This window comes from Escherichia sp. UTM R2 (genome assembly GCF_048593455.1).
Lineage (GTDB): Bacteria > Pseudomonadota > Gammaproteobacteria > Enterobacterales > Enterobacteriaceae > Escherichia > Escherichia coli.
On record NZ_JBFWDY010000002.1, the window covers coordinates 2,632,500 to 2,654,353 of the forward strand.

Below are 21,854 nucleotides of genomic sequence, written 5' to 3' on the forward strand. Positions count from 1 at the left end.
TAACTGACAATCTATACAAGATTTTTCGCCAACTAGTGTTCAACTTTTTCCATTTTTTATCAATGTAAAGAAACGGTTATGTTTTGGTATTAAAAGAAAGACACAAGAAGATATGTCTGTTACCGTCTTACTCTCGCCTCACCCATTACCCTGGATTGTTAATGCTTACCACCCTTATTTATCGTAGCCATATACGTGACGACGAACCTGTCAAAAAAATCGAAGAAATGGTTTCGATAGCAAATCGCAGGAACATGCAGTCTGACGTAACAGGGATCTTACTGTTTAATGGTTCTCATTTTTTCCAGCTTCTGGAAGGTCCGGAAGAACAGGTTAAAATGATATATCGGGCTATATGCCAGGATCCACGGCACTATAATATTGTTGAGCTGCTGTGCGATTACGCGCCTGCTCGCCGTTTTGGCAAAGCGGGAATGGAATTATTTGATTTGCGCCTGCACGAGCGAGATGACGTTTTACAGGCCGTATTCGACAAAGGCACATCAAAATTTCAGCTAACTTATGATGACAGAGCGCTACAATTTTTTCGTACTTTTGTCCTTGCAACCGAACAATCAACCTATTTCGAGATCCCTGCCGAAGACTCCTGGCTTTTTATCGCTGACGGATCTGATAAAGAACTTGATTCCTGTGCCCTTTCACCAACTATAAACGACCACTTTGCCTTTCATCCTATTGTCGATCCCTTATCGCGGCGGATAATCGCTTTTGAAGCCATTGTGCAAAAAATGAAGATAGCCCATCAGCCATAGCGGTTGGGCAGCGTAAAGACGGGGAAATCTACACAGCGGATCTCAAAAGTAAGGCGCTTGCATTCACGATGGCACACGCACTTGAGCTCGGTGATAAAATGATTTCAATCAATCTATTACCTATGACCCTGGTTAACGAACCTGACGCAGTCTCTTTTTTACTTAATGAAATAAAGGCCAATGCTCTGGTGCCTGAACAAATCATCGTTGAATTTACTGAAAGTGAAGTCATATCTCGGTTTGATGAGTTTGCCGAAGCGATTAAATCGCTAAAGGCTGCTGGTATCAGTGTAGCAATTGATCATTTTGGCGCAGGTTTTGCTGGTTTGTTACTCCTGTCACGCTTCCAGCCTGACAGAATTAAAATCAGTCAGGAATTGATTACCAATGTTCATAAAAGTGGGCCACGGCAGGCAATTATTCAGGCGATCATAAAATGCTGTACATCACTTGAAATTCAAGTCAGTGCTATGGGCGTGGCAACACCAGAAGAGTGGATGTGGCTTGAATCCGCAGGAATTAAGATGTTTCAGGGAGATCTGTTTGCTAAAGCTAAATTGAATGGTATCCCTTCCATAGCGTGGCCAGAGAAAAAATAATTTTCAGCACATTCTTTCACATGATTTCAGTAAATCATCGTGAAAATGAATACGTTACGTTTAAATTTAATCCACATTAAAAATAATGTTTCATCCAATTTAGCTGAAATCTTATTTATACTTTGTACAATTTTAGCGTATATTGTACAAAGTATTATTGGGTCGTGTACAGGCGACGGAGATTTGTGACCGCAAGGAGGAATTGTGGCTTATTACAGCATTGGTGATGTTGCTGAACGTTGCGGGATTAATCCTGTCACTCTCCGGGCCTGGCAACGCCGCTACGGTTTGTTAAAACCACAGCGCAGTGAAGGCGGACACCGACTCTTTGATGAAGAAGACATACAACGCATCGAAGAGATCAAGCGTTGGATAAGTAATGGCGTCCCTGTAGGCAAAGTTAAAGCATTACTGGAAACCACCAGCCAGGATACGGAAGATGACTGGAGCCGCCTGCAAGAAGAGATGATGTCAATTCTTCGCATGGCTAATCCTGCCAAACTACGCGCGAGAATTATTTCACTGGGTCGAGAGTACCCAGTAGATCAATTGATTAATCATGTTTACCTTCCTGTTCGCCAGCGTCTCGTGCTTGATCACAACACCTCCCGCATTATGAGCAGTATGTTTGACGGCGCATTAATTGAATACGCAGCAACCTCGCTTTTCGAAATGCGCCGTAAGCCCGGTAAAGAAGCCATTCTGATGGCGTGGAATGTTGAAGAGAGAGCACGATTGTGGCTGGAAGCATGGCGTTTATCATTGTCAGGATGGCACATTTCTGTTCTTGCTGATCCCATTGAATCGCCGCGCCCGGAACTGTTCCCGACGCAAACATTGATTGTCTGGACAGGCATGGCACCAACGAGAAGGCAAAACGAACTTTTACAACACTGGGGTGAGCAAGGTTATAAAGTCATCTTTCATGCCCCCTAATTTCACCTTTATCCCGCCCCTTAGACAGAATGTTATAATCTGAACCCACAACAGCGTTTGTACCGGAGCTGGTCCGTTGCAAAATGCTCACCGGGAGAATTCAGATATTCCCTCTATCACACTCTGTACATATCACAGCCAAAGGACAGACCAGATTGAAGTGGTAAAACCGATCGTGCACACTACGCAGTCTCACAACTAACAAGAGGTTATTATCCTGATGGATCAGGTCGTTGTTTTTCAAAAGATGTTTGAGCAAGTGAGAAAAGAGCAAAACTTCTCCTGGTTTTATTCAGAATTAAAACATCACCGTATTGCACATTACATTTATTATCTGGCTACGGATAACATCAGAATTATTACTCACGATGATACGGTTTTGTTATTAAGAGGAACCAGGAACCTGTTAAAAGTTAGTACGACCAAGAACCCTGCTAAAATAAAAGAGGCCGCATTGCTTCATATTTGCGGAAAATCTACATTTCGGGAATACTGTTCAACACTGGCAGGCGCGGGCGTTTTCCGGTGGGTTACTGATGTTAATCATAACAAACGCAGTTACTACGCCATTGATAATACGCTTTTATATATTGAAGATGTAGAAAATAATAAACCATTAATCTAGCTAAAGTTGGATACTTAAGAAATGCTTCATAATTCAGTAAGGCATTAGCATAATGGAAATAAAAGTGCAGAGACTATCTCTATGGATGATTAATACTGTCTTTTTATTGTCACCCATAAATAATCACCAGACTAATACTATCAACTTGATATTTGAAATGTGATCACTTGACTTTTGATACGTTATTTTATAACGGTTAACATATTTATAAAAACAACGGCCGTGCCACACGTCCGTTTCAATACTTAACGCACATGTATTTTGGTTTAGTCATCATCCGGTTATATGTATTTTAGCCAGGAACAGGTTAAATCATTCCTATATAACTCAAAAATTGAAACCTTATTCTCATGTCATGCTTATATTCATTATTATCGTTATATAAAAAGGCAACCATAATGTTTAGCAAATTGGCACAAAGTAGCATAAAGGCTATGTTTTAATTACAGGATGTTCAGTCATTTGAATGTATAACATTATAGCTAAACAAATCTAAAACGAAGTCAATAATTTATTGCTTTCACAAAATCTCATTTTGTTTAACATCCATTGAGATTCCTTGCTTTAAATTTTATTTTATATAAGCCATCATTTTAATTAATTTATTTTTTTGAGGGGGGGTAATATACTCATATGCAAAATCAAGAAATAAACATCCTAATGAACCATATTAAATACCGTGGGATAAGACATAACAAATGAAGTGGATAGTAATTGACACGGTAATTCAACCTTCATGCGGCATATCTTTTTCAGCCATATGGGGTAATATGAAAATGATCATCTGGTATCAATCTACTATATTTCTCCCTCCTGGCAGTATATTTACACCGGTTAAATCTGGAATTATCCTTAAAGATAAAGAATATCCTATTACTATTTATAACATCGCACCATTCAACAAGGATTTATGGAGTCTACTCAAAAGCAGTCAAGAGTGTCCTCCAGGAGAAAGCAAAATAACAAATAAATGTTTGCATAATAGTTGCATTATAAAAATATGCCCATATGGGCTCAAGTAAAGGGTTTTATATAAATATGCTCGATATGCTATTAATAATACCTACATAAATAAAACAACGGGCGTGTTATACGCCCGTTGCAATATTAAACACATGTAGTGATTACATGTTCTTGATGATCGCATCACCAAATTCTGAACATTTCAGCAGTTTAGCGCCTTCCATCAGACGTTCGAAGTCATAAGTTACGGTCTTGGCATTGATTGCGCCTTCCATACCTTTAACAATCAGGTCAGCCGCTTCAGTCCAACTCATATGGCGTAACATCATCTCAGCGGAGAGAATAATAGAGCCAGGGTTTACTTTGTCCTGACCGGCGTATTTCGGCGCAGTACCGTGGGTGGCTTCAAACAGGGCGCATTCGTCACCGATGTTTGCTCCAGGGGCGATACCGATACCGCCAACCTGCGCTGCCAGAGCGTCAGAAATGTAGTCACCGTTCAGGTTCATACAGGCGATAACATCATATTCAGCCGGACGCAGCAGGATCTGTTGCAGGAATGCATCAGCAATCACGTCTTTAATGACGATCTCTTTGCCGGTGTTCGGGTTTTTAACTTTCAGCCACGGGCCGCCGTCGATCAGTTCACCGCCAAACTCTTCACGCGCCAGCTGGTAGCCCCAGTCTTTAAACGCGCCTTCGGTGAACTTCATGATGTTGCCTTTGTGCACCAGAGTCACAGAGTCACGATCGTTAGCAATTGCGTATTCGATCGCTGCACGAACCAGACGTTTGGTGCCTTCTTCCGAACACGGCTTAATACCGATACCACAATGTTCCGGGAAGCGAATTTTCTTCACCCCCATCTCTTCACGCAGGAATTTAATCACTTTCTCGGCGTCGGCAGAGTCTGCTTTCCATTCGATACCCGCATAAATGTCTTCCGAGTTTTCACGGAAGATAACCATATCGGTCAGTTCAGGGTGTTTAACCGGGCTTGGAGTGCCCTGATAGTAACGTACCGGACGCAGGCAGATGTAGAGATCCAGTTCCTGGCGCAGGGCAACGTTCAGAGAGCGAATACCGCCACCAACAGGAGTGGTCAGCGGACCTTTAATGGCAACGCGATATTCACGAATCAGATCAAGAGTTTCAGCAGGCAGCCAGACGTCCTGACCATAAACCTGTGTGGATTTTTCACCGGTGTAAATTTCCATCCAGGAGATTTTACGCTCGCCTTTATAGGCTTTCTCGACTGCAGCGTCGACCACTTTCAGCATGGCTGGGGTTACATCTACACCGATTCCATCACCTTCAATGTAAGGGATAATCGGATTTTCAGGAACGTTGAGTTTGCCGTTTTGCAGGGTGATCTTCTTGCCTTGTGCCGGAACAACTACTTTACTTTCCATTCACCTCTCCTTCGAGCGCTACTGGTTTGCTCGTCTGCCACCACGTTGCATATGCGTTTGCGTCCTGCGATACGGATGCTTTAGAGCAATTTTTTGTTAATGATTTGTAATTGGCTTGTCAATACTACCCTATTGTTTGCCGTCATGAAAGATGCGCGTTATTAGGCTATAATGCGGCAATTCATAATCTCTGAAAATACCATGCAAAAAACTTCTTTTAGAAATCACCAGGTTAAGCGATTCAGCTCGCAACGTTCTACCAGGCGTAAACCTGAAAACCAGCCCACGCGTGTGATCCTCTTCAATAAACCCTACGATGTTCTTCCGCAGTTCACCGATAAAGCCGGACGCAAAACATTAAAAGAATTCATCCCGGTTCAGGGCGTTTATGCAGCAGGTCGTCTTGACCGCGATAGCGAAGGGTTACTGGTGCTGACCAATAACGGCGCGTTGCAGGCGCGTTTAACCCAGCCGGGTAAACGCACCGGAAAAATCTATTATGTGCAGGTGGAAGGTTTTCCCACGCAAGACGCAATTGAAGCCTTGCGCAATGGCGTAACCTTAAATGATGGCCCTACCCTGCCCGCAGGCGCGGAGCTGGTTGACGAACCCGCGTGGTTATGGCCGCGGAATCCACCAATTCGTGAACGCAAAAGTATTCCCACCAGCTGGCTGAAGATCACCTTATATGAAGGACGTAATCGCCAGGTGCGCCGCATGACCGCCCATGTTGGCTTCCCCACGCTGCGACTGATTCGTTATGCGATGGGTGATTACACTTTGGATAACCTTGCCAATGGCGAATGGCGAGAAGCAACAGAATAAGGATGCACAATGTTTAAACCGCACGTTACCGTTGCTTGCGTAGTGCACGCAGAGGGTAAATTTTTAGTCGTTGAAGAGACGATTAATGGTAAAGCGTTATGGAACCAACCTGCCGGGCATCTGGAAGCCGATGAAACCTTAGTGGAAGCTGCCGCCCGTGAGCTATGGGAAGAAACCGGCATCAGCGCGCAACCGCAACACTTTATTCGTATGCATCAGTGGATTGCGCCAGATAAAACGCCGTTTTTGCGTTTCCTCTTTGCCATTGAGCTTGAGCAAATATGCCCGACCCAGCCTCATGACAGCGATATCGACTGCTGTCGTTGGGTCAGCGCCGAAGAAATTTTACAGGCGTCAAATCTTCGTTCGCCGCTGGTGGCGGAAAGTATCCGTTGTTATCAAAGCGGGCAACGCTATCCGCTGGAGATGATTGGCGATTTTAACTGGCCTTTTACAAAGGGTGTCATCTAAAAGGCTGCGTGATAGAATACGCCGCCTTGAAGTTCAATGTCGTGAGTGATCCAATGTCTGAAACCGCAAAAAAAGTAATCGTCGGCATGTCCGGCGGTGTCGATTCCTCCGTTTCTGCCTGGCTGTTGCAACAACAGGGATATCAGGTTGAAGGCCTGTTTATGAAGAACTGGGAAGAAGACGACGGTGAGGAATATTGCACAGCGGCAGCGGATCTGGCTGATGCCCAGGCTGTCTGCGACAAGCTCGGCATTGAACTGCACACCGTTAACTTTGCTGCCGAGTACTGGGACAACGTCTTCGAACTGTTCCTTGCCGAATATAAAGCCGGTCGCACGCCGAATCCGGATATTCTGTGCAACAAAGAGATCAAATTTAAAGCCTTCCTCGAATTTGCCGCCGAAGATTTAGGTGCCGATTATATCGCTACCGGTCATTACGTACGTCGGGCCGATGTCGATGGCAAGAGCCGCCTGCTGCGTGGTCTGGACAGCAATAAAGACCAGAGCTACTTCCTTTATACGCTCAGCCATGAGCAGATTGCGCAAAGCCTGTTCCCGGTCGGCGAACTGGAAAAACCGCAGGTGCGTAAGATTGCTGAAGATCTTGGTCTGGTCACCGCGAAGAAAAAAGACTCTACCGGCATTTGCTTCATTGGCGAACGTAAATTCCGCGAGTTCCTGGGCCGTTATCTCCCGGCGCAACCGGGCAAAATCATTACCGTCGATGGCGATGAAATTGGTGAGCACCAGGGGCTGATGTATCACACTCTCGGTCAGCGTAAAGGTCTGGGTATCGGTGGCACCAAAGAAGGTACCGAAGAACCGTGGTATGTGGTGGACAAAGACGTCGAAAACAACATTCTGGTTGTCGCTCAGGGCCATGAACACCCGCGGCTGATGTCTGTCGGGTTGATTGCCCAGCAGTTGCACTGGGTCGATCGCGAACCATTCACCGGCACTATGCGTTGCACGGTAAAAACCCGCTATCGCCAGACCGATATCCCTTGCACCGTCAAGGCGCTGGACGATGATCGCATTGAAGTGATTTTCGATGAACCGGTTGCCGCCGTGACGCCGGGCCAGTCTGCCGTCTTCTATAACGGTGAAGTGTGCCTCGGTGGCGGTATTATTGAGCAGCGTCTGCCGCTGCCGGTCTGATTATTATCTTTACTTAAAACAAGGAAGCAGTGAACGTGGCAAAGAATTACTATGACATCACCCTCGCCCTGGCCGGTATTTGTCAGTCGGCACGCCTGGTGCAACAACTCGCTCACCAGGGGCATTGTGATGCCGATGCGCTACACGTCTCACTCAACAGTATTATTGATATGAACCCCAGCTCGACGCTGGCGGTTTTTGGCGGTAGCGAAGCCAACCTGCGCGTCGGGCTGGAAACCCTGCTCGGCGTGCTCAATGCCAGCAGTCGCCAGGGCTTAAACGCTGAGTTAACCCGCTACACACTCAGCTTGATGGTGCTTGAGCGCAAACTCTCCTCAGCGAAAGGCGCGCTCGACACTCTGGGCAACCGGATCAACGGCCTGCAACGCCAGCTCGAACACTTCGATTTACAGTCCGAAACGCTGATGAGCGCGATGGCTGCTATCTATGTTGATGTGATCAGCCCGCTTGGCCCGCGCATTCAGGTCACCGGTTCCCCTGCTGTACTGCAAAGCCCACAAGTGCAGGCGAAAGTTCGCGCAACCCTGCTGGCAGGCATTCGCGCCGCCGTGCTCTGGCACCAGGTCGGCGGCGGACGTCTGCAACTGATGTTTTCTCGTAATCGCCTGACCACTCAGGCAAAACAAATTCTTGCTCATTTAACCCCGGAGTTGTGATCTATGGAATTATCCTCACTGACCGCCGTTTCCCCTGTCGATGGACGCTACGGCGATAAAGTCAGCGCGCTGCGCGGGATTTTCAGCGAATATGGTTTGCTGAAATTCCGTGTACAAGTTGAAGTACGTTGGCTGCAAAAACTGGCCGCGCACGCAGCGATCAAGGAAGTTCCTGCTTTTGCTGCCGACGCAATCGGTTACCTTGATGCAATCGTCGCCAGTTTCAGCGAAGAAGATGCGGCGCGCATCAAAACTATCGAGCGTACCACTAACCACGACGTTAAAGCGGTTGAGTATTTCCTGAAAGAAAAAGTGGCGGAGATCCCGGAACTGCACGCGGTTTCTGAATTCATCCACTTTGCCTGTACTTCGGAAGATATCAATAACCTCTCCCACGCATTAATGCTGAAAACCGCGCGTGATGAAGTGATCCTGCCATACTGGCGTCAACTGATTGATGGCATTAAAGATCTCGCCGTTCAGTATCGCGATATCCCGCTGCTGTCTCGTACCCACGGTCAGCCAGCCACGCCGTCAACCATCGGTAAAGAGATGGCAAACGTCGCCTACCGTATGGAGCGCCAGTACCGCCAGCTTAACCAGGTGGAGATCCTCGGCAAAATCAACGGCGCGGTCGGTAACTATAACGCCCACATCGCCGCTTACCCGGAAGTTGACTGGCATCAGTTCAGCGAAGAGTTCGTCACCTCGCTGGGTATTCAGTGGAACCCGTACACCACCCAGATCGAACCGCACGACTACATTGCCGAACTGTTTGATTGCGTTGCGCGCTTCAACACTATTCTGATCGACTTTGACCGTGACGTCTGGGGTTATATCGCCCTTAACCACTTCAAACAGAAAACCATTGCTGGTGAGATTGGTTCTTCCACCATGCCGCATAAAGTTAACCCGATCGACTTCGAAAACTCCGAAGGGAATCTGGGCCTTTCCAACGCGGTATTGCAGCATCTGGCAAGCAAACTGCCGGTTTCCCGCTGGCAGCGTGACCTGACCGACTCTACCGTGCTGCGTAACCTCGGCGTGGGTATCGGTTATGCCTTGATTGCATATCAATCCACCCTGAAAGGCGTGAGCAAACTGGAAGTGAACCGTGACCATCTGCTGGATGAACTGGATCACAACTGGGAAGTGCTGGCTGAACCAATCCAGACAGTTATGCGTCGCTATGGCATCGAAAAACCGTACGAGAAGCTGAAAGAGCTGACTCGCGGTAAGCGCGTTGACGCCGAAGGCATGAAGCAGTTTATCGATGGTCTGGCGTTGCCAGAAGAAGAGAAAGCCCGCCTGAAAGCGATGACGCCGGCTAACTATATTGGTCGAGCTATCACGATGGTTGATGAGCTGAAATAAACCTCGTATCAGTGCCGGATGGCGATGCTGTCCGGCCTGCTTATTAAGATTATCCGCTTTTTATTTTTTCACTTTACCTCCCCTCCCCGCTGGTTTATTTAATGTTTACCCCCATAACCACATAATCGCGTTACACTATTTTAATAATTAAGACAGGGAGAAATAAAAATGCGCGTACTGGTTGTTGAAGACAATGCGTTGTTACGTCACCACCTTAAAGTTCAGATTCAGGATGCTGGTCATCAGGTCGATGACGCAGAAGATGCCAAAGAAGCCGATTATTATCTCAATGAACATATACCGGATATTGCGATTGTCGATCTCGGATTGCCAGACGAGGACGGTCTGTCACTGATTCGCCGCTGGCGTAGCAACGATGTTTCACTGCCGATTCTGGTATTAACCGCCCGTGAAAGCTGGCAGGACAAAGTCGAAGTATTAAGTGCCGGTGCTGATGATTATGTGACTAAACCGTTTCATATTGAAGAGGTGATGGCGCGAATGCAGGCATTAATGCGGCGTAATAGCGGTCTGGCTTCACAGGTCATTTCGCTCCCCCCGTTTCAGGTTGATCTCTCTCGCCGTGAATTATCTATTAATGACGAAGTGATCAAACTGACCGCGTTCGAATACACCATTATGGAAACGTTGATACGCAATAATGGCAAAGTGGTCAGCAAAGATTCGTTAATGCTCCAACTCTATCCGGATGCGGAGCTGCGGGAAAGCCATACCATTGATGTACTGATGGGACGTCTGCGCAAAAAAATTCAGGCACAATATCCCCAAGAAGTGATTACCACCGTTCGCGGCCAGGGCTATCTGTTCGAATTGCGCTGATGAAAAAATTACTGCGTCTTTTTTTCCCGCTCTCGCTGCGGGTACGTTTTCTGTTGGCAACGGCAGCGGTAGTACTGGTGCTTTCGCTTGCCTACGGAATGGTCGCGCTGATCGGTTATAGCGTCAGTTTCGATAAAACTACGTTTCGGCTGTTACGTGGCGAGAGCAATCTGTTCTATACCCTTGCGAAGTGGGAAAACAATAAGTTGCATGTCGAGTTACCCGAAAATATCGACAAGCAAAGCCCCACCATGACGCTAATTTATGATGAGAACGGGCAGCTTTTATGGGCGCAACGTGACGTGCCCTGGCTGATGAAGATGATCCAGCCTGACTGGCTGAAATCGAATGGTTTTCATGAAATTGAAGCGGATGTTAACGATACCAGCCTCTTGCTGAGTGGAGATCATTCGATACAGCAACAGTTGCAGGAAGTGCGGGAAGATGATGACGACGCGGAGATGACCCACTCGGTGGCAGTAAACGTCTACCCGGCAACATCGCGGATGCCAAAATTAACCATTGTGGTGGTGGATACCATTCCGGTGGAGCTAAAAAGTTCCTATATGGTCTGGAGCTGGTTTATCTATGTGCTCTCAGCCAATCTGCTGTTAGTGATCCCGCTGCTGTGGGTCGCCGCCTGGTGGAGTTTACGCCCCATCGAAGCCCTGGCAAAAGAAGTCCGCGAACTGGAAGAACATAACCGCGAATTGCTCAATCCAGCCACAACGCGAGAACTGACCAGTCTGGTACGAAACCTGAACCGATTGTTAAAAAGTGAACGCGAACGTTACGACAAATACCGTACGACGCTCACCGACCTGACCCATAGTCTGAAAACGCCACTGGCGGTGCTGCAAAGTACGCTGCGTTCTCTGCGTAGTGAAAAGATGAGCGTCAGTGATGCTGAGCCGGTAATGCTGGAGCAAATCAGCCGCATTTCACAGCAAATTGGCTACTACCTGCATCGTGCCAGTATGCGCGGCGGGACATTGCTCAGCCGCGAGCTGCATCCGGTCGCCCCACTGCTGGACAATCTCAACTCAGCGCTGAACAAAGTGTATCAACGCAAAGGGGTCAATATCTCTCTCGATATTTCGCCAGAGATCAGCTTTGTCGGTGAGCAGAACGATTTTGTCGAGGTGATGGGCAACGTGCTGGATAATGCCTGTAAATATTGCCTCGAGTTTGTCGAAATTTCTGCAAGGCAAACCGACGAGCATCTCTATATTGTGGTCGAGGATGATGGCCCCGGTATTCCATTAAGCAAGCGAGAGGTCATTTTCGACCGTGGTCAACGGGTTGATACTTTACGCCCTGGGCAAGGTGTGGGGCTGGCGGTAGCCCGCGAAATCACCGAGCAATATGAGGGTAAAATCGTCGCCGGAGATAGCATGCTTGGCGGTGCGCGGATGGAGGTGATTTTTGGTCGCCAGCATTCTACGCCGAAAGATGAATAAATATGTCCATACTTCACGCATTACGTTAAGCATCCGTTATAATCGGTTGCAGATACCAGCCTGTGGATGCTTAACATGGAATACCAACTCACTCTTAACTGGCCCGATTTTCTTGAACGTCACTGGCAGAAACGCCCGGTGGTGTTAAAACGCGGCTTTAATAATTTTATTGACCCGATCTCTCCAGACGAGTTGGCGGGTCTGGCGATGGAAAGCGAAGTCGACAGTCGACTGGTCAGTCACCAGGATGGCAAATGGCAGGTCAGCCACGGTCCGTTCGAAAGCTACGATCATCTCGGTGAAACTAACTGGTCATTGTTAGTGCAAGCAGTAAATCACTGGCATGAGCCGACCGCCGCGCTGATGCGACCGTTCCGTGAACTACCGGACTGGCGTATTGATGATCTGATGATCTCTTTTTCTGTACCTGGCGGCGGCGTCGGCCCGCATCTCGATCAGTACGACGTGTTTATCATTCAGGGTACCGGACGTCGTCGCTGGCGAGTGGGCGAAAAGCTGCAAATGAAACAGCACTGCCCACACCCGGATCTGTTACAGGTCGATCCGTTCGAAGCCATCATCGATGAAGAGCTGGAGCCTGGCGATATTCTTTATATTCCGCCAGGATTCCCGCATGAAGGCTACGCGCTGGAAAATGCGATGAACTATTCCGTGGGTTTTCGCGCGCCAAATACGCGGGAATTAATTAGCGGATTTGCCGATTATGTGCTGCAACGTGAACTGGGCGGCAACTACTACAGCGATCCGGATGTTCCACCTCGCGCTCATCCTGCGGACGTTCTGCCGCAAGAAATGGATAAACTGCGTGAGATGATGCTCGAATTGATCAACCAGCCGGAACACTTTAAGCAATGGTTTGGCGAGTTTATATCCCAGTCACGTCATGAACTGGATATCGCGCCGCCAGAGCCGCCTTATCAGCCAGATGAAATCTACGATGCGCTGAAACAAGGTGATGTGCTGGTGCGCCTGGGTGGTCTGCGCGTATTGCGCATTGGCGACGACGTGTATGCCAATGGTGAGAAGATCGATTCCCCGCACCGTCCGGCACTGGATGCACTCGCCAGCAACATTGCGCTGACCGCGGAGAATTTTGGCGATGCGCTGGAAGATCCGTCATTCCTCGCGATGCTCGCGGCGCTGGTCAATAGCGGATACTGGTTCTTCGAAGGGTAAGTTTGGATTTAAGCCGGATGCGGCATCACATGCCGCATCCCTTTTCGCTTACTTCCGTTGCGCCGTTAACTCGGCAATACGGACGATCACCTGCACCGCTTTTTCCATACCTTCCAGAGTCACAAACTCATGCTTACCATGATAGTTGTAACCGCCAGTGAACAGGTTCGGGCACGGTAATCCCATAAACGACAACTGCGCGCCGTCGGTACCGCCGCGGATCGGTTTCAGTTCCGGTTCAATATCGCAGTCACGCATCGCCTGCTGGGCGATATCGAGAATATGCGGATGCTCAACCACTTTCTCGCGCATATTGTAGTAACTGTCTTCAATCACCAGTTCAATGTAGCAATCAGGATGTAACCCTTTGCCCACTTTTTTGGCGATCTCCATCATTTTACGTTTACGCGCTTCAAACTGTTTACGGTCGAAATCACGGATGATGTAGTGCATATCGGCTCGGTCAACGGTGCCTTTCATGCTCGCCAGGTGATAGAAACCTTCATAGCCTTCTGTCATTTCCGGGCTTTCATCCGCCGGAACTTCCGCATGAATACGTGCCGCCAGCGACAGCGCATTTACCATCACTCCTTTCGCCGTGCCCGGATGAACATTGTTACCGACAATTTTGATATTGACCGATGCGGCGTTGAAGTTTTCAAACTCCAGTTCGCCTACGCCACCACCGTCAACAGTGTAAGCCCAGCGGGCATCGAAGGCATCAACATCAAAATGTTTCGCCCCTTTGCCCACTTCTTCATCCGGGGTAAAGGCGACGCGAATATCACCATGCGGAATGTTTTTCTGTTGCAATACCGCCAGCGCGGTCATGATTTCTGCAATACCGGCTTTGTCATCGGCACCTAACAAGGTTTTACCATCGGTGGTAATCAACGTCTGACCCAGTAGCTGATGCAGCACCGGGAACATAACCGGTGATAAAACTTCATCGCCGATACCCAGCGCAATATCGCCACCGCGATAGTTTTCAACAATTTGCGGATTAACATTTTTGCCGCTGCAATCCGGTGAGGTATCCACATGAGAAATAAAGCCAATCGCCGGGATATCGCCAGGGACGTTAGCCGGTAACGTCGCCATCAAAGTGCCCTTCTCACTTAAGGTCACATTGATAAGCCCCATTTCTTCGAGCTGCTCTTTCAGCAGATGCAATAACTTCCATTGGCCTTCCGTGCTGGGAACCTGTCTCACCCCTGCTTTTGATTGGGTATCCAGAGACACGTAGTTCAAAAATCGCTCAAGTAGTTTATCCATGTAGTCACCCTCACTTTTTGTGACAACATTATTAAGAAGCAAGAAAAGACAAATATTGCGTCAGGTCACTTTTACCCCTGCAAGCGGGAATATTTATCAGCATTACCTTAATGAATATAAAGCTAAGCCAGTAATTCACAACAAAGATTGGCGATTCAAGCGGTTTGCCGTAGAATTACCGCCCTCATTAAGAGTCACCAAGGTGGTTAACCACAAACCCCGCATCGGTAAGCCATCCGTTGCGTTTACATGGGACAGAGTAAAAAATTGAATAAACAACCGAGTTCGCTTTCACCGCTGGTGCAATTGGCGGGAATTCGCAAATGCTTTGATGGTAAAGAGGTCATTCCCCAGCTGGATCTGACTATCAACAATGGCGAGTTCCTCACGCTGCTTGGCCCTTCTGGCTGCGGTAAAACAACCGTTCTTCGCCTGATTGCAGGTCTGGAAACTGTTGATTCCGGACGCATCATGCTGGATAACGAGGACATCACCCACGTTCCGGCGGAAAACCGCTATGTGAACACTGTTTTCCAAAGCTACGCACTTTTCCCCCACATGACCGTGTTCGAAAATGTGGCCTTTGGGTTGCGCATGCAAAAAACCCCCGCTGCTGAAATTACGCCCCGCGTGATGGAAGCCCTGCGGATGGTGCAACTGGAAACCTTCGCTCAACGTAAACCGCATCAGCTCTCTGGTGGTCAACAGCAACGCGTCGCCATTGCTCGCGCGGTGGTTAACAAGCCTCGTCTGTTGTTGCTGGATGAGTCGCTCTCAGCGCTGGATTACAAACTGCGTAAGCAAATGCAGAACGAGCTGAAAGCGTTACAGCGTAAGCTTGGTATTACCTTCGTCTTTGTCACTCACGATCAGGAAGAAGCGCTCACCATGTCAGACAGGATTGTGGTGATGCGCGAGGGTCGTATTGAGCAAGATGGTACACCGCGCGAAATTTACGAAGAGCCGAAAAACCTGTTTGTTGCCGGCTTCATTGGCGAAATCAATATGTTTAACGCCACTGTCATCGAACGTCTAGACGAGCAGCGCGTACGCGCCAACGTTGAAGGCCGCGAATGTAATATCTACGTTAACTTCGCCGTTGAACCGGGGCAAAAACTGCATGTTCTGCTGCGCCCGGAAGACTTACGTGTTGAAGAGATTAACGACGACAACCACGCTGAAGGGCTGATTGGTTACGTTCGCGAGCGTAACTACAAAGGCATGACGCTGGAGTCGGTTGTTGAACTGGAAAATGGCAAGATGGTGATGGTCAGCGAATTCTTCAATGAAGACGATCCTGACTTTGACCACTCTCTCGACCAAAAAATGGCCATTAATTGGGTAGAAAGCTGGGAGGTCGTACTGGCTGATGAAGAACACAAGTAAGTTCCAGAATGTAGTGATTGTCACTATTGTCGGTTGGCTTGTGTTGTTTGTCTTTCTGCCCAACCTGATGATCATTGGCACCAGCTTTTTGACCCGCGACGACGCCAGTTTTGTCAAAATGGTCTTTACGCTGGATAACTACACGCGTCTGCTCGATCCGCTCTATTTTGAAGTGCTATTGCACTCGCTGAATATGGCGCTGATCGCCACCCTCGCCTGCCTGGTGCTGGGCTACCCGTTTGCCTGGTTTCTGGCGAAGTTGCCACACAAGGTGCGTCCGCTGCTGCTGTTTCTGCTGATTGTTCCGTTCTGGACCAACTCATTAATTCGTATCTACGGGCTGAAAATTTTCCTCAGCACCAAAGGCTATCTCAACGAGTTTTTGCTCTGGCTGGGCGTTATCGACACACCAATCCGTATCATGTTCACGCCCAGTGCGGTGATTATCGGTCTGGTTTACATTCTGCTGCCGTTTATGGTGATGCCGCTGTACTCCAGTATCGAAAAACTGGATAAGCCGTTGCTTGAGGCGGCGCGCGATCTCGGTGCCAGCAAGTTACAGACTTTTATCCGTATCATTATTCCACTGACGATGCCGGGAATTATTGCCGGATGTCTGCTGGTGATGCTGCCAGCGATGGGCCTGTTCTATGTATCCGACCTGATGGGCGGTGCGAAAAACCTGCTGATCGGTAACGTCATCAAGGTCCAGTTCCTTAATATTCGTGACTGGCCGTTTGGTGCAGCTACCAGCATTACGCTGACTATCGTAATGGGCCTGATGTTGCTGGTTTACTGGCGCGCTTCTCGTTTGCTGAATAAGAAGGTGGAACTCGAATGATCGGTCGACTGCTTCGCGGCGGTTTTATGACCGCTATCTACGCGTACCTGTATATCCCAATCATTATTTTGATTGTGAACTCCTTTAACAGCTCGCGCTTTGGCATCAACTGGCAGGGTTTTACCACCAAATGGTATAGCCTGCTGATGAACAACGACAGCCTGTTACAGGCAGCGCAGCATTCACTAACAATGGCGGTGTTTTCGGCGACGTTTGCTACGCTTATCGGTTCACTGACGGCAGTTGCGCTGTACCGTTATCGCTTTCGTGGTAAGCCGTTCGTTAGCGGAATGCTGTTTGTGGTGATGATGTCACCAGATATCGTGATGGCGATTTCGCTGCTGGTGCTGTTTATGCTGCTGGGTATTCAGCTTGGCTTCTGGTCGCTGCTGTTCTCGCATATCACCTTCTGCCTGCCATTTGTGGTGGTGACGGTGTATTCGCGCCTGAAAGGTTTTGACGTGCGAATGCTGGAAGCGGCGAAAGATCTCGGTGCCAGCGAATTTACCATTCTGCGAAAAATCATTCTGCCACTGGCAATGCCAGCGGTGGCGGCGGGCTGGGTGTTAAGCTTTACCCTGTCGATGGACGATGTGGTAGTTTCTTCGTTCGTCACCGGACCAAGTTATGAAATTCTGCCGTTAAAAATTTATTCGATGGTCAAAGTCGGCGTATCGCCGGAAGTTAACGCGCTGGCAACCATATTACTGGTGCTGTCGCTGGTGATGGTTATTGCCAGCCAGCTTATTGCTCGTGATAAAACGAAAGGTAACACAGGGGACGTTAAATGAAAAAATGGTCACGCCACCTGCTCGCGGCGGGTGCTCTGGCACTGGGCATGAGCGCCGCTCACGCCGATGACAACAACACGCTGTATTTCTACAACTGGACCGAGTACGTGCCGCCAGGACTGCTTGAACAGTTCACCAAAGAAACCGGTATTAAGGTTATCTATTCGACTTACGAGTCGAACGAAACCATGTACGCCAAGCTGAAAACATACAAAGACGGTGCCTATGATCTGGTGGTTCCTTCAACCTATTACGTTGATAAAATGCGTAAAGAAGGGATGATCCAGAAGATCGACAAGTCGAAGTTAACAAACTTCAGCAATCTCGATCCAGACATGCTCAACAAGCCTTTTGACCCGAATAACGACTACTCCATTCCGTATATCTGGGGTGCGACGGCGATTGGTGTTAACGGTGATGCGGTGGATCCGAAATCTGTCACCAGCTGGGCCGATCTGTGGAAGCCAGAGTACAAAGGCAGCCTGCTGTTGACCGACGATGCCCGTGAAGTGTTCCAGATGGCGCTGCGTAAGCTGGGCTACTCCGGTAACACCACCGATCCGAAAGAGATTGAAGCTGCATATAACGAGCTGAAAAAACTGATGCCAAACGTGGCAGCCTTTAACTCCGATAACCCGGCGAACCCGTACATGGAAGGCGAAGTTAACCTCGGCATGATCTGGAACGGTTCTGCTTTCGTTGCACGCCAGGCGGGTACGCCAATTGACGTGGTGTGGCCGAAAGAAGGCGGCATTTTCTGGATGGACAGCCTGGCGATCCCGGCAAATGCCAAAAACAAAGAAGGCGCGCTGAAATTGATCAACTTCCTGCTGCGCCCGGATGTGGCAAAACAGGTTGCTGAAACTATCGGTTATCCAACGCCAAACCTTGCGGCGCGTAAGCTGTTAAGTCCAGAAGTGGCGAACGATAAAACACTCTACCCGGATGCTGAAACCATTAAAAATGGCGAATGGCAGAATGACGTTGGCGCAGCCAGCAGCATTTATGAAGAGTATTATCAGAAGCTGAAAGCAGGACGTTAATTCAGCAAGCGGGCGGTGGTATTACCGCCCGTTTTTTAGTTAGCAAGGATGTGGCTAATGAGTCAGGACAGTAAAGTTTTCTTTCGTATATTCCTCGGTATCGGTCTGGTACTGATCCTCATTTCTGTTGTTGTCTTTTATAACCAGTTCACCTATAGCAAAGACGCGATTCATACCGAAGGCGTCATTGTTGATACCGTCTGGCACTCCAGTCATTCTCATCGCACGGGTAAAGATGGTTCGTGGTATCCCGTCGTTGCCTTTCGACCGACGCCAGATTACACGCTAATTTTCAATTCGAGTATCGGCAGCGATTTTTATGAAGACAGCGAAGGCGATAAAGTTAATGTTTATTATTCTCCCGGGCATCCTGAAAAGGCTGAGATAAATAACCCGTGGGTTAATTTTTTTAAATGGGGGTTTATCGGCATTATGGGCGTTATTTTTATCGCCGTCGGTTTATTAATAAGTATGCCCTCCTCTAAAAAATCACGCAGGAAACGGAAGTCCCGCCCATGAAAAAATTCATTATACTGCTCAGTTTACTGATACTCCTGCCTCTGACAGCAGCCAGCAAGCCATTAATTCCAATAATGAAGACACTTTTTACGGACGTTACCGGTACTGTACCAGATGCTGAAGAGATCGCGCATAAAGCCGAGCTTTTTCGCCAACAAACGGGAATTGCACCGTTTATTGTGGTTTTACCCGACATTAATAATGAAGCCAGTCTCAGACAAAATGGTAAAGCGATGCTGGCGCATGCGTCATCTTCATTGAGTGATGTAAAAGGAAGTGTTCTGTTACTATTTACTACCCGCGAACCACGGTTAATTATGATCACCAACGGCCAGGTTGAAAGTGGTCTAGACGATAAACATCTCGGCCTTCTGATAGAAAATCACACGCTGGCTTATTTAAATGCAGATCTCTGGTATCAGGGAATCAATAATGCATTGGCTGTTCTACAAGCACAGATATTAAAACAATCGACGCCGCCACTAACGTATTATCCGCATCCAGGACAACAGCATGAAAATGCTCCCCCCGGCAGCACCAACACATTAGGTTTTATCGCCTGGGCTGCGACGTTTATCTTATTTTCCAGGATCTTTTACTACACGACTCGTTTTATTTATGCGTTAAAATTTGCAGTGGCGATGACTATTGCCAATATGGGTTATCAGGCTTTATGTTTGTATATCGATAATAGCTTTGCGATTACCAGAATATCGCCACTCTGGGCAGGGCTAATTGGTGTCTGTACGTTTATTGCCGCATTGTTATTGACGAGTAAACGATAAAAGAGGCCGGAAAAGTGCGCGTGTATTATGCCGGATGGGGCGCGAACGCCTTATCCGGCCCACAAAACCCGCAAATTCAATTAATTGCGTCCCCTTGCAGGCCTGATAAGCGTAGTGCATCAGGCAATGCTTCCCGCTTTTAATCCCTTCAGCAACTTTTCAACAAACTCAGGCACCACCTGGCTTGCCGGGCCGTAATATTTCTCGGCAAATTCATTACCAACCTGACTCGGTTCAAGATTCAGTTCCACGGTGTGCGCGCCATGCAGTTTCGCTTCGTGAACAAACCCAGCCGCCGGATAAACATGCCCGGATGTGCCAATGGCAATGAAAATATCGGCCATCGACAACGCCATATAAATTTCATCCATGCCGAGTGGCATTTCGCCAAACCACACTACGTGCGGGCGCAAGGGTGCCGGAAACTGGCAACAATGGCATTTATCTTCTGGGGTAACGTCTCCTGTCCAGTCGAGAACCTGACCACTTTGTGAACAACGCACTTTCAGCAGTTCCCCATGCATATGAATCACATTGGTATTACCTGCGCGTTCATGCAGGTTGTCGATATTCTGCGTCACCAGCAAAAAGCGATCGCCGAGGGCGTCTTGCAGTTTAGCCAGCGCAAGATGCGCGGCGTTAGGCTGAATTTCTGGCTGCTGCAGCTGTCGACGACGGGCGTTATAAAACGCTTGCACCAGTTCAGGATCGCGATCGAAACCTTCCGGCGTTGCCACATCTTCAACCCGATGTTCTTCCCACAGGCCATCTGCGGCGCGAAAGGTACGAATACCTGATTCCGCAGAAATTCCTGCCCCTGTCAGTACGAGTACTCTTGGTTTTTCCATTGCTTCCGGCACCACTTTATCTCTGAAAAAAATACGCTGACGCAAACGCTCGCGCAGGCGGCGTTTATTTTTACGAAAACGACTTAACCGATGACCCCGACGCGACAGCATAGCAACCTCTGTTGTTTAATCGGTTAGATGTAGGAAGGCCGCACCACGCATTCCTCCCGCATCACCGTGGCGCGCGCGTTCAATGCGCGGAACACGAGCTACAGGTAAGAGATGACGAGGCAGCCTGTCCGCCAGTTGCGTTGTGATTGCCGGGAAATTCGATAAGCCACCACCAATGACGACCAGGTCAGGGTCAACGATGGTCAGGATATTTCCCAGACAAACCGCTAATAAATCCAGATAACGCTCAACGTGCGCCCTTGCCTGCTCATCGCCTTGATCATAAAGCGCAATAATTTCGGGAGCCTGCAACGGTTGATGATAATAGTGTTGATACAGCCACGCAAAACCGCGACCAGACAGATAATTTTCAATGCAGCCATGCTGACCACAGCCGCAGCGGCGTAACGGGAAATCCAACCCCATCATGGTTAACGCATCAACCGGCAGACGCATATGGCCAAACTCGCCGGTAATGTAGCTTTTACCGGTAATCGGTTTGCCGTTGAAAATCAGCCCGCCGCCAACACCGGTGCCGAGAATCAACCCCATCACCAGTGGATATTGAGTAAATTCATCATCCCAGGCTTCTGAAAGGGCAAAACAGTTGGCATCGTTATCAAGGCGTACATCGCGATCAAGACGTGCGCTCAGGTCGGCACGCAGCGGTTTACCGCTGGCAGCGGGGACATTGGCGGCATACAGCGTACCATCTTCTGTTTCCGGCATTCCCGGAATACCGATGCCGACAGAACCTTTACAGCCAAAACGTTGGTCAGCTTCAGCTACCAGCTCACACACTGCATCTAAAAATGCGTCATAGCTGTCACGCGGTGTCGGCACCCGCTTTTCCCACTGCAACTGCCGACCGCTATCAAACACGCCAAGCGCAATTTTTGTTCCACCAATATCAAACCCGTAATACATTGCCGCTCCTTGTTTT

General features: G+C 48.4%; 23 protein-coding genes and 1 pseudogene. 20 read left to right on the forward strand and 4 right to left on the reverse strand.

Translation table 11 applies throughout. The features are described 5' to 3' along the window. Positions 1-161 precede the first annotated feature (161 nt). The 6 genes and pseudogenes from bluF to AB4H76_RS13640 all read left to right on the forward strand — a co-directional run bounded on the left by bluF (position 162) and on the right by AB4H76_RS13640 (position 3,955). Positions 162-1,372: pseudogene (bluF, locus tag AB4H76_RS13615) on the forward strand (blue light-responsive regulator BluF). Between the two features lie 204 nt (positions 1,373-1,576). Next, on the forward strand, positions 1,577-2,308 hold the full coding sequence (gene bluR, locus AB4H76_RS13620; RefSeq protein WP_000332303.1) for a DNA-binding transcriptional repressor BluR: 732 nt from the start codon (positions 1,577-1,579) through the stop codon (positions 2,306-2,308). Positions 2,309-2,528: 220 nt separating this feature from the next. Further along, the gene (locus tag AB4H76_RS13625; protein ID WP_000373101.1) at positions 2,529-2,933 is read left to right on the forward strand and encodes a DUF1398 domain-containing protein; all 405 of its coding nucleotides are present in this window, start codon (positions 2,529-2,531) and stop codon (positions 2,931-2,933) included. A 52-nt stretch (positions 2,934-2,985) separates the two neighbouring features. After that, complete coding sequence (locus AB4H76_RS13630) at positions 2,986-3,096, forward strand: hypothetical protein (protein WP_032082692.1); 111 nt, start codon at positions 2,986-2,988, stop codon at positions 3,094-3,096. Between the two features lie 235 nt (positions 3,097-3,331). Next, positions 3,332-3,376, forward strand: coding sequence for a protein YmgK (locus AB4H76_RS13635; RefSeq protein ID WP_120795380.1), 45 nt, complete (start codon positions 3,332-3,334; stop codon positions 3,374-3,376). 255 nt (positions 3,377-3,631) lie between these two features. Beyond that, complete coding sequence (locus AB4H76_RS13640) at positions 3,632-3,955, forward strand: anti-adapter protein IraM (protein WP_077492726.1); 324 nt, start codon at positions 3,632-3,634, stop codon at positions 3,953-3,955. Positions 3,956-4,057: 102 nt separating this feature from the next. On the opposite strand, the gene icd is transcribed toward AB4H76_RS13640, so the two are convergent. Continuing rightward, a complete protein-coding gene (icd, locus tag AB4H76_RS13645) occupies positions 4,058-5,308 on the reverse strand; it encodes an NADP-dependent isocitrate dehydrogenase (RefSeq protein WP_077492725.1) in 1,251 nt (416 codons plus the stop codon). Between the two features lie 171 nt (positions 5,309-5,479). Here icd and rluE point away from each other — a divergent pair, with 171 nt between their 5' ends. The 8 genes from rluE (at position 5,480) to roxA (ending at position 13,312) form a co-directional block, all read left to right on the forward strand. Beyond that, positions 5,480-6,133, forward strand: coding sequence for a 23S rRNA pseudouridine(2457) synthase RluE (gene rluE / locus AB4H76_RS13650; RefSeq protein ID WP_077492724.1), 654 nt, complete (start codon positions 5,480-5,482; stop codon positions 6,131-6,133). Positions 6,134-6,142: 9 nt separating this feature from the next. After that, the gene (gene nudJ, locus AB4H76_RS13655; RefSeq protein ID WP_000476093.1) at positions 6,143-6,604 is read left to right on the forward strand and encodes a phosphatase NudJ; all 462 of its coding nucleotides are present in this window, start codon (positions 6,143-6,145) and stop codon (positions 6,602-6,604) included. A 53-nt stretch (positions 6,605-6,657) separates the two neighbouring features. Beyond that, positions 6,658-7,764, forward strand: coding sequence for a tRNA 2-thiouridine(34) synthase MnmA (gene mnmA, locus AB4H76_RS13660; protein ID WP_001297484.1), 1,107 nt, complete (start codon positions 6,658-6,660; stop codon positions 7,762-7,764). Between the two features lie 35 nt (positions 7,765-7,799). Continuing rightward, positions 7,800-8,441: a high frequency lysogenization protein HflD gene (hflD, locus tag AB4H76_RS13665; RefSeq protein WP_001297479.1), complete on the forward strand. Its 642-nt coding sequence runs from the start codon at positions 7,800-7,802 to the stop codon at positions 8,439-8,441. A gap of 3 nt (positions 8,442-8,444) precedes the next feature. Beyond that, a complete protein-coding gene (gene purB, locus AB4H76_RS13670; RefSeq protein ID WP_000423742.1) occupies positions 8,445-9,815 on the forward strand; it encodes an adenylosuccinate lyase in 1,371 nt (456 codons plus the stop codon). 168 nt (positions 9,816-9,983) lie between these two features. Next, complete coding sequence (gene phoP, locus AB4H76_RS13675; protein ID WP_001265471.1) at positions 9,984-10,655, forward strand: two-component system response regulator PhoP; 672 nt, start codon at positions 9,984-9,986, stop codon at positions 10,653-10,655. Beyond that, on the forward strand, positions 10,655-12,115 hold the full coding sequence (gene phoQ / locus AB4H76_RS13680) for a two-component system sensor histidine kinase PhoQ (RefSeq protein WP_077492788.1): 1,461 nt from the start codon (positions 10,655-10,657) through the stop codon (positions 12,113-12,115). Before phoP ends, phoQ begins: the two co-directional genes overlap by 1 nt. Before the next feature lie 75 nt (positions 12,116-12,190). Then, positions 12,191-13,312 carry a [50S ribosomal protein L16]-arginine 3-hydroxylase gene (gene roxA / locus AB4H76_RS13685; RefSeq protein ID WP_001295435.1) on the forward strand — a complete coding sequence of 374 codons (1,122 nt, stop codon included), beginning with the start codon at positions 12,191-12,193 and terminating at the stop codon, positions 13,310-13,312. A 48-nt stretch (positions 13,313-13,360) separates the two neighbouring features. Here roxA and pepT read toward each other — a convergent pair whose 3' ends face one another. Beyond that, on the reverse strand, positions 13,361-14,587 hold the full coding sequence (gene pepT / locus AB4H76_RS13690; protein WP_000359441.1) for a peptidase T: 1,227 nt from the start codon (positions 14,585-14,587) through the stop codon (positions 13,361-13,363). Between the two features lie 249 nt (positions 14,588-14,836). On the opposite strand from pepT, the gene potA reads away from it, so the two are divergent. Genes potA through AB4H76_RS13720 form a run of 6 tightly spaced genes read left to right on the forward strand, consistent with a single transcriptional unit; the run spans position 14,837 to position 19,952 of the window. Further along, positions 14,837-15,973 (forward strand): spermidine/putrescine ABC transporter ATP-binding protein PotA, encoded by a 1,137-nt coding sequence (gene potA, locus AB4H76_RS13695; RefSeq protein ID WP_000531601.1) that lies wholly within the window; start codon positions 14,837-14,839, stop codon positions 15,971-15,973. Then, complete coding sequence (potB, locus tag AB4H76_RS13700) at positions 15,957-16,814, forward strand: spermidine/putrescine ABC transporter permease PotB (RefSeq protein WP_000799401.1); 858 nt, start codon at positions 15,957-15,959, stop codon at positions 16,812-16,814. Before potA ends, potB begins: the two co-directional genes overlap by 17 nt. Next, entirely contained in the window at positions 16,811-17,605 is a 795-nt protein-coding gene (gene potC / locus AB4H76_RS13705) for a spermidine/putrescine ABC transporter permease PotC (protein WP_000580316.1), read from the forward strand. Before potB ends, potC begins: the two co-directional genes overlap by 4 nt. Beyond that, complete coding sequence (gene potD, locus AB4H76_RS13710; RefSeq protein ID WP_000759317.1) at positions 17,602-18,648, forward strand: spermidine/putrescine ABC transporter substrate-binding protein PotD; 1,047 nt, start codon at positions 17,602-17,604, stop codon at positions 18,646-18,648. The genes potC and potD overlap by 4 nt, the downstream gene beginning before the upstream one ends. A gap of 57 nt (positions 18,649-18,705) precedes the next feature. Then, positions 18,706-19,167: a DUF3592 domain-containing protein gene (locus AB4H76_RS13715; protein WP_000076376.1), complete on the forward strand. Its 462-nt coding sequence runs from the start codon at positions 18,706-18,708 to the stop codon at positions 19,165-19,167. Next, positions 19,164-19,952, forward strand: a complete 789-nt coding sequence (locus tag AB4H76_RS13720) for a TPM domain-containing protein (RefSeq protein WP_000713462.1) — start codon at positions 19,164-19,166, stop codon at positions 19,950-19,952. Before AB4H76_RS13715 ends, AB4H76_RS13720 begins: the two co-directional genes overlap by 4 nt. 119 nt (positions 19,953-20,071) lie before the next feature. On the opposite strand, the gene cobB is transcribed toward AB4H76_RS13720, so the two are convergent. Together cobB and nagK are read right to left on the reverse strand one after the other, a co-directional pair. Further along, the gene (cobB, locus tag AB4H76_RS13725) at positions 20,072-20,911 is read right to left on the reverse strand and encodes a Sir2 family NAD+-dependent deacetylase (RefSeq protein WP_000952737.1); all 840 of its coding nucleotides are present in this window, start codon (positions 20,909-20,911) and stop codon (positions 20,072-20,074) included. Between the two features lie 15 nt (positions 20,912-20,926). Further along, positions 20,927-21,838 carry an N-acetylglucosamine kinase gene (nagK, locus tag AB4H76_RS13730; RefSeq protein WP_000291270.1) on the reverse strand — a complete coding sequence of 304 codons (912 nt, stop codon included), beginning with the start codon at positions 21,836-21,838 and terminating at the stop codon, positions 20,927-20,929. Positions 21,839-21,854: the final 16 nt, after the last annotated feature.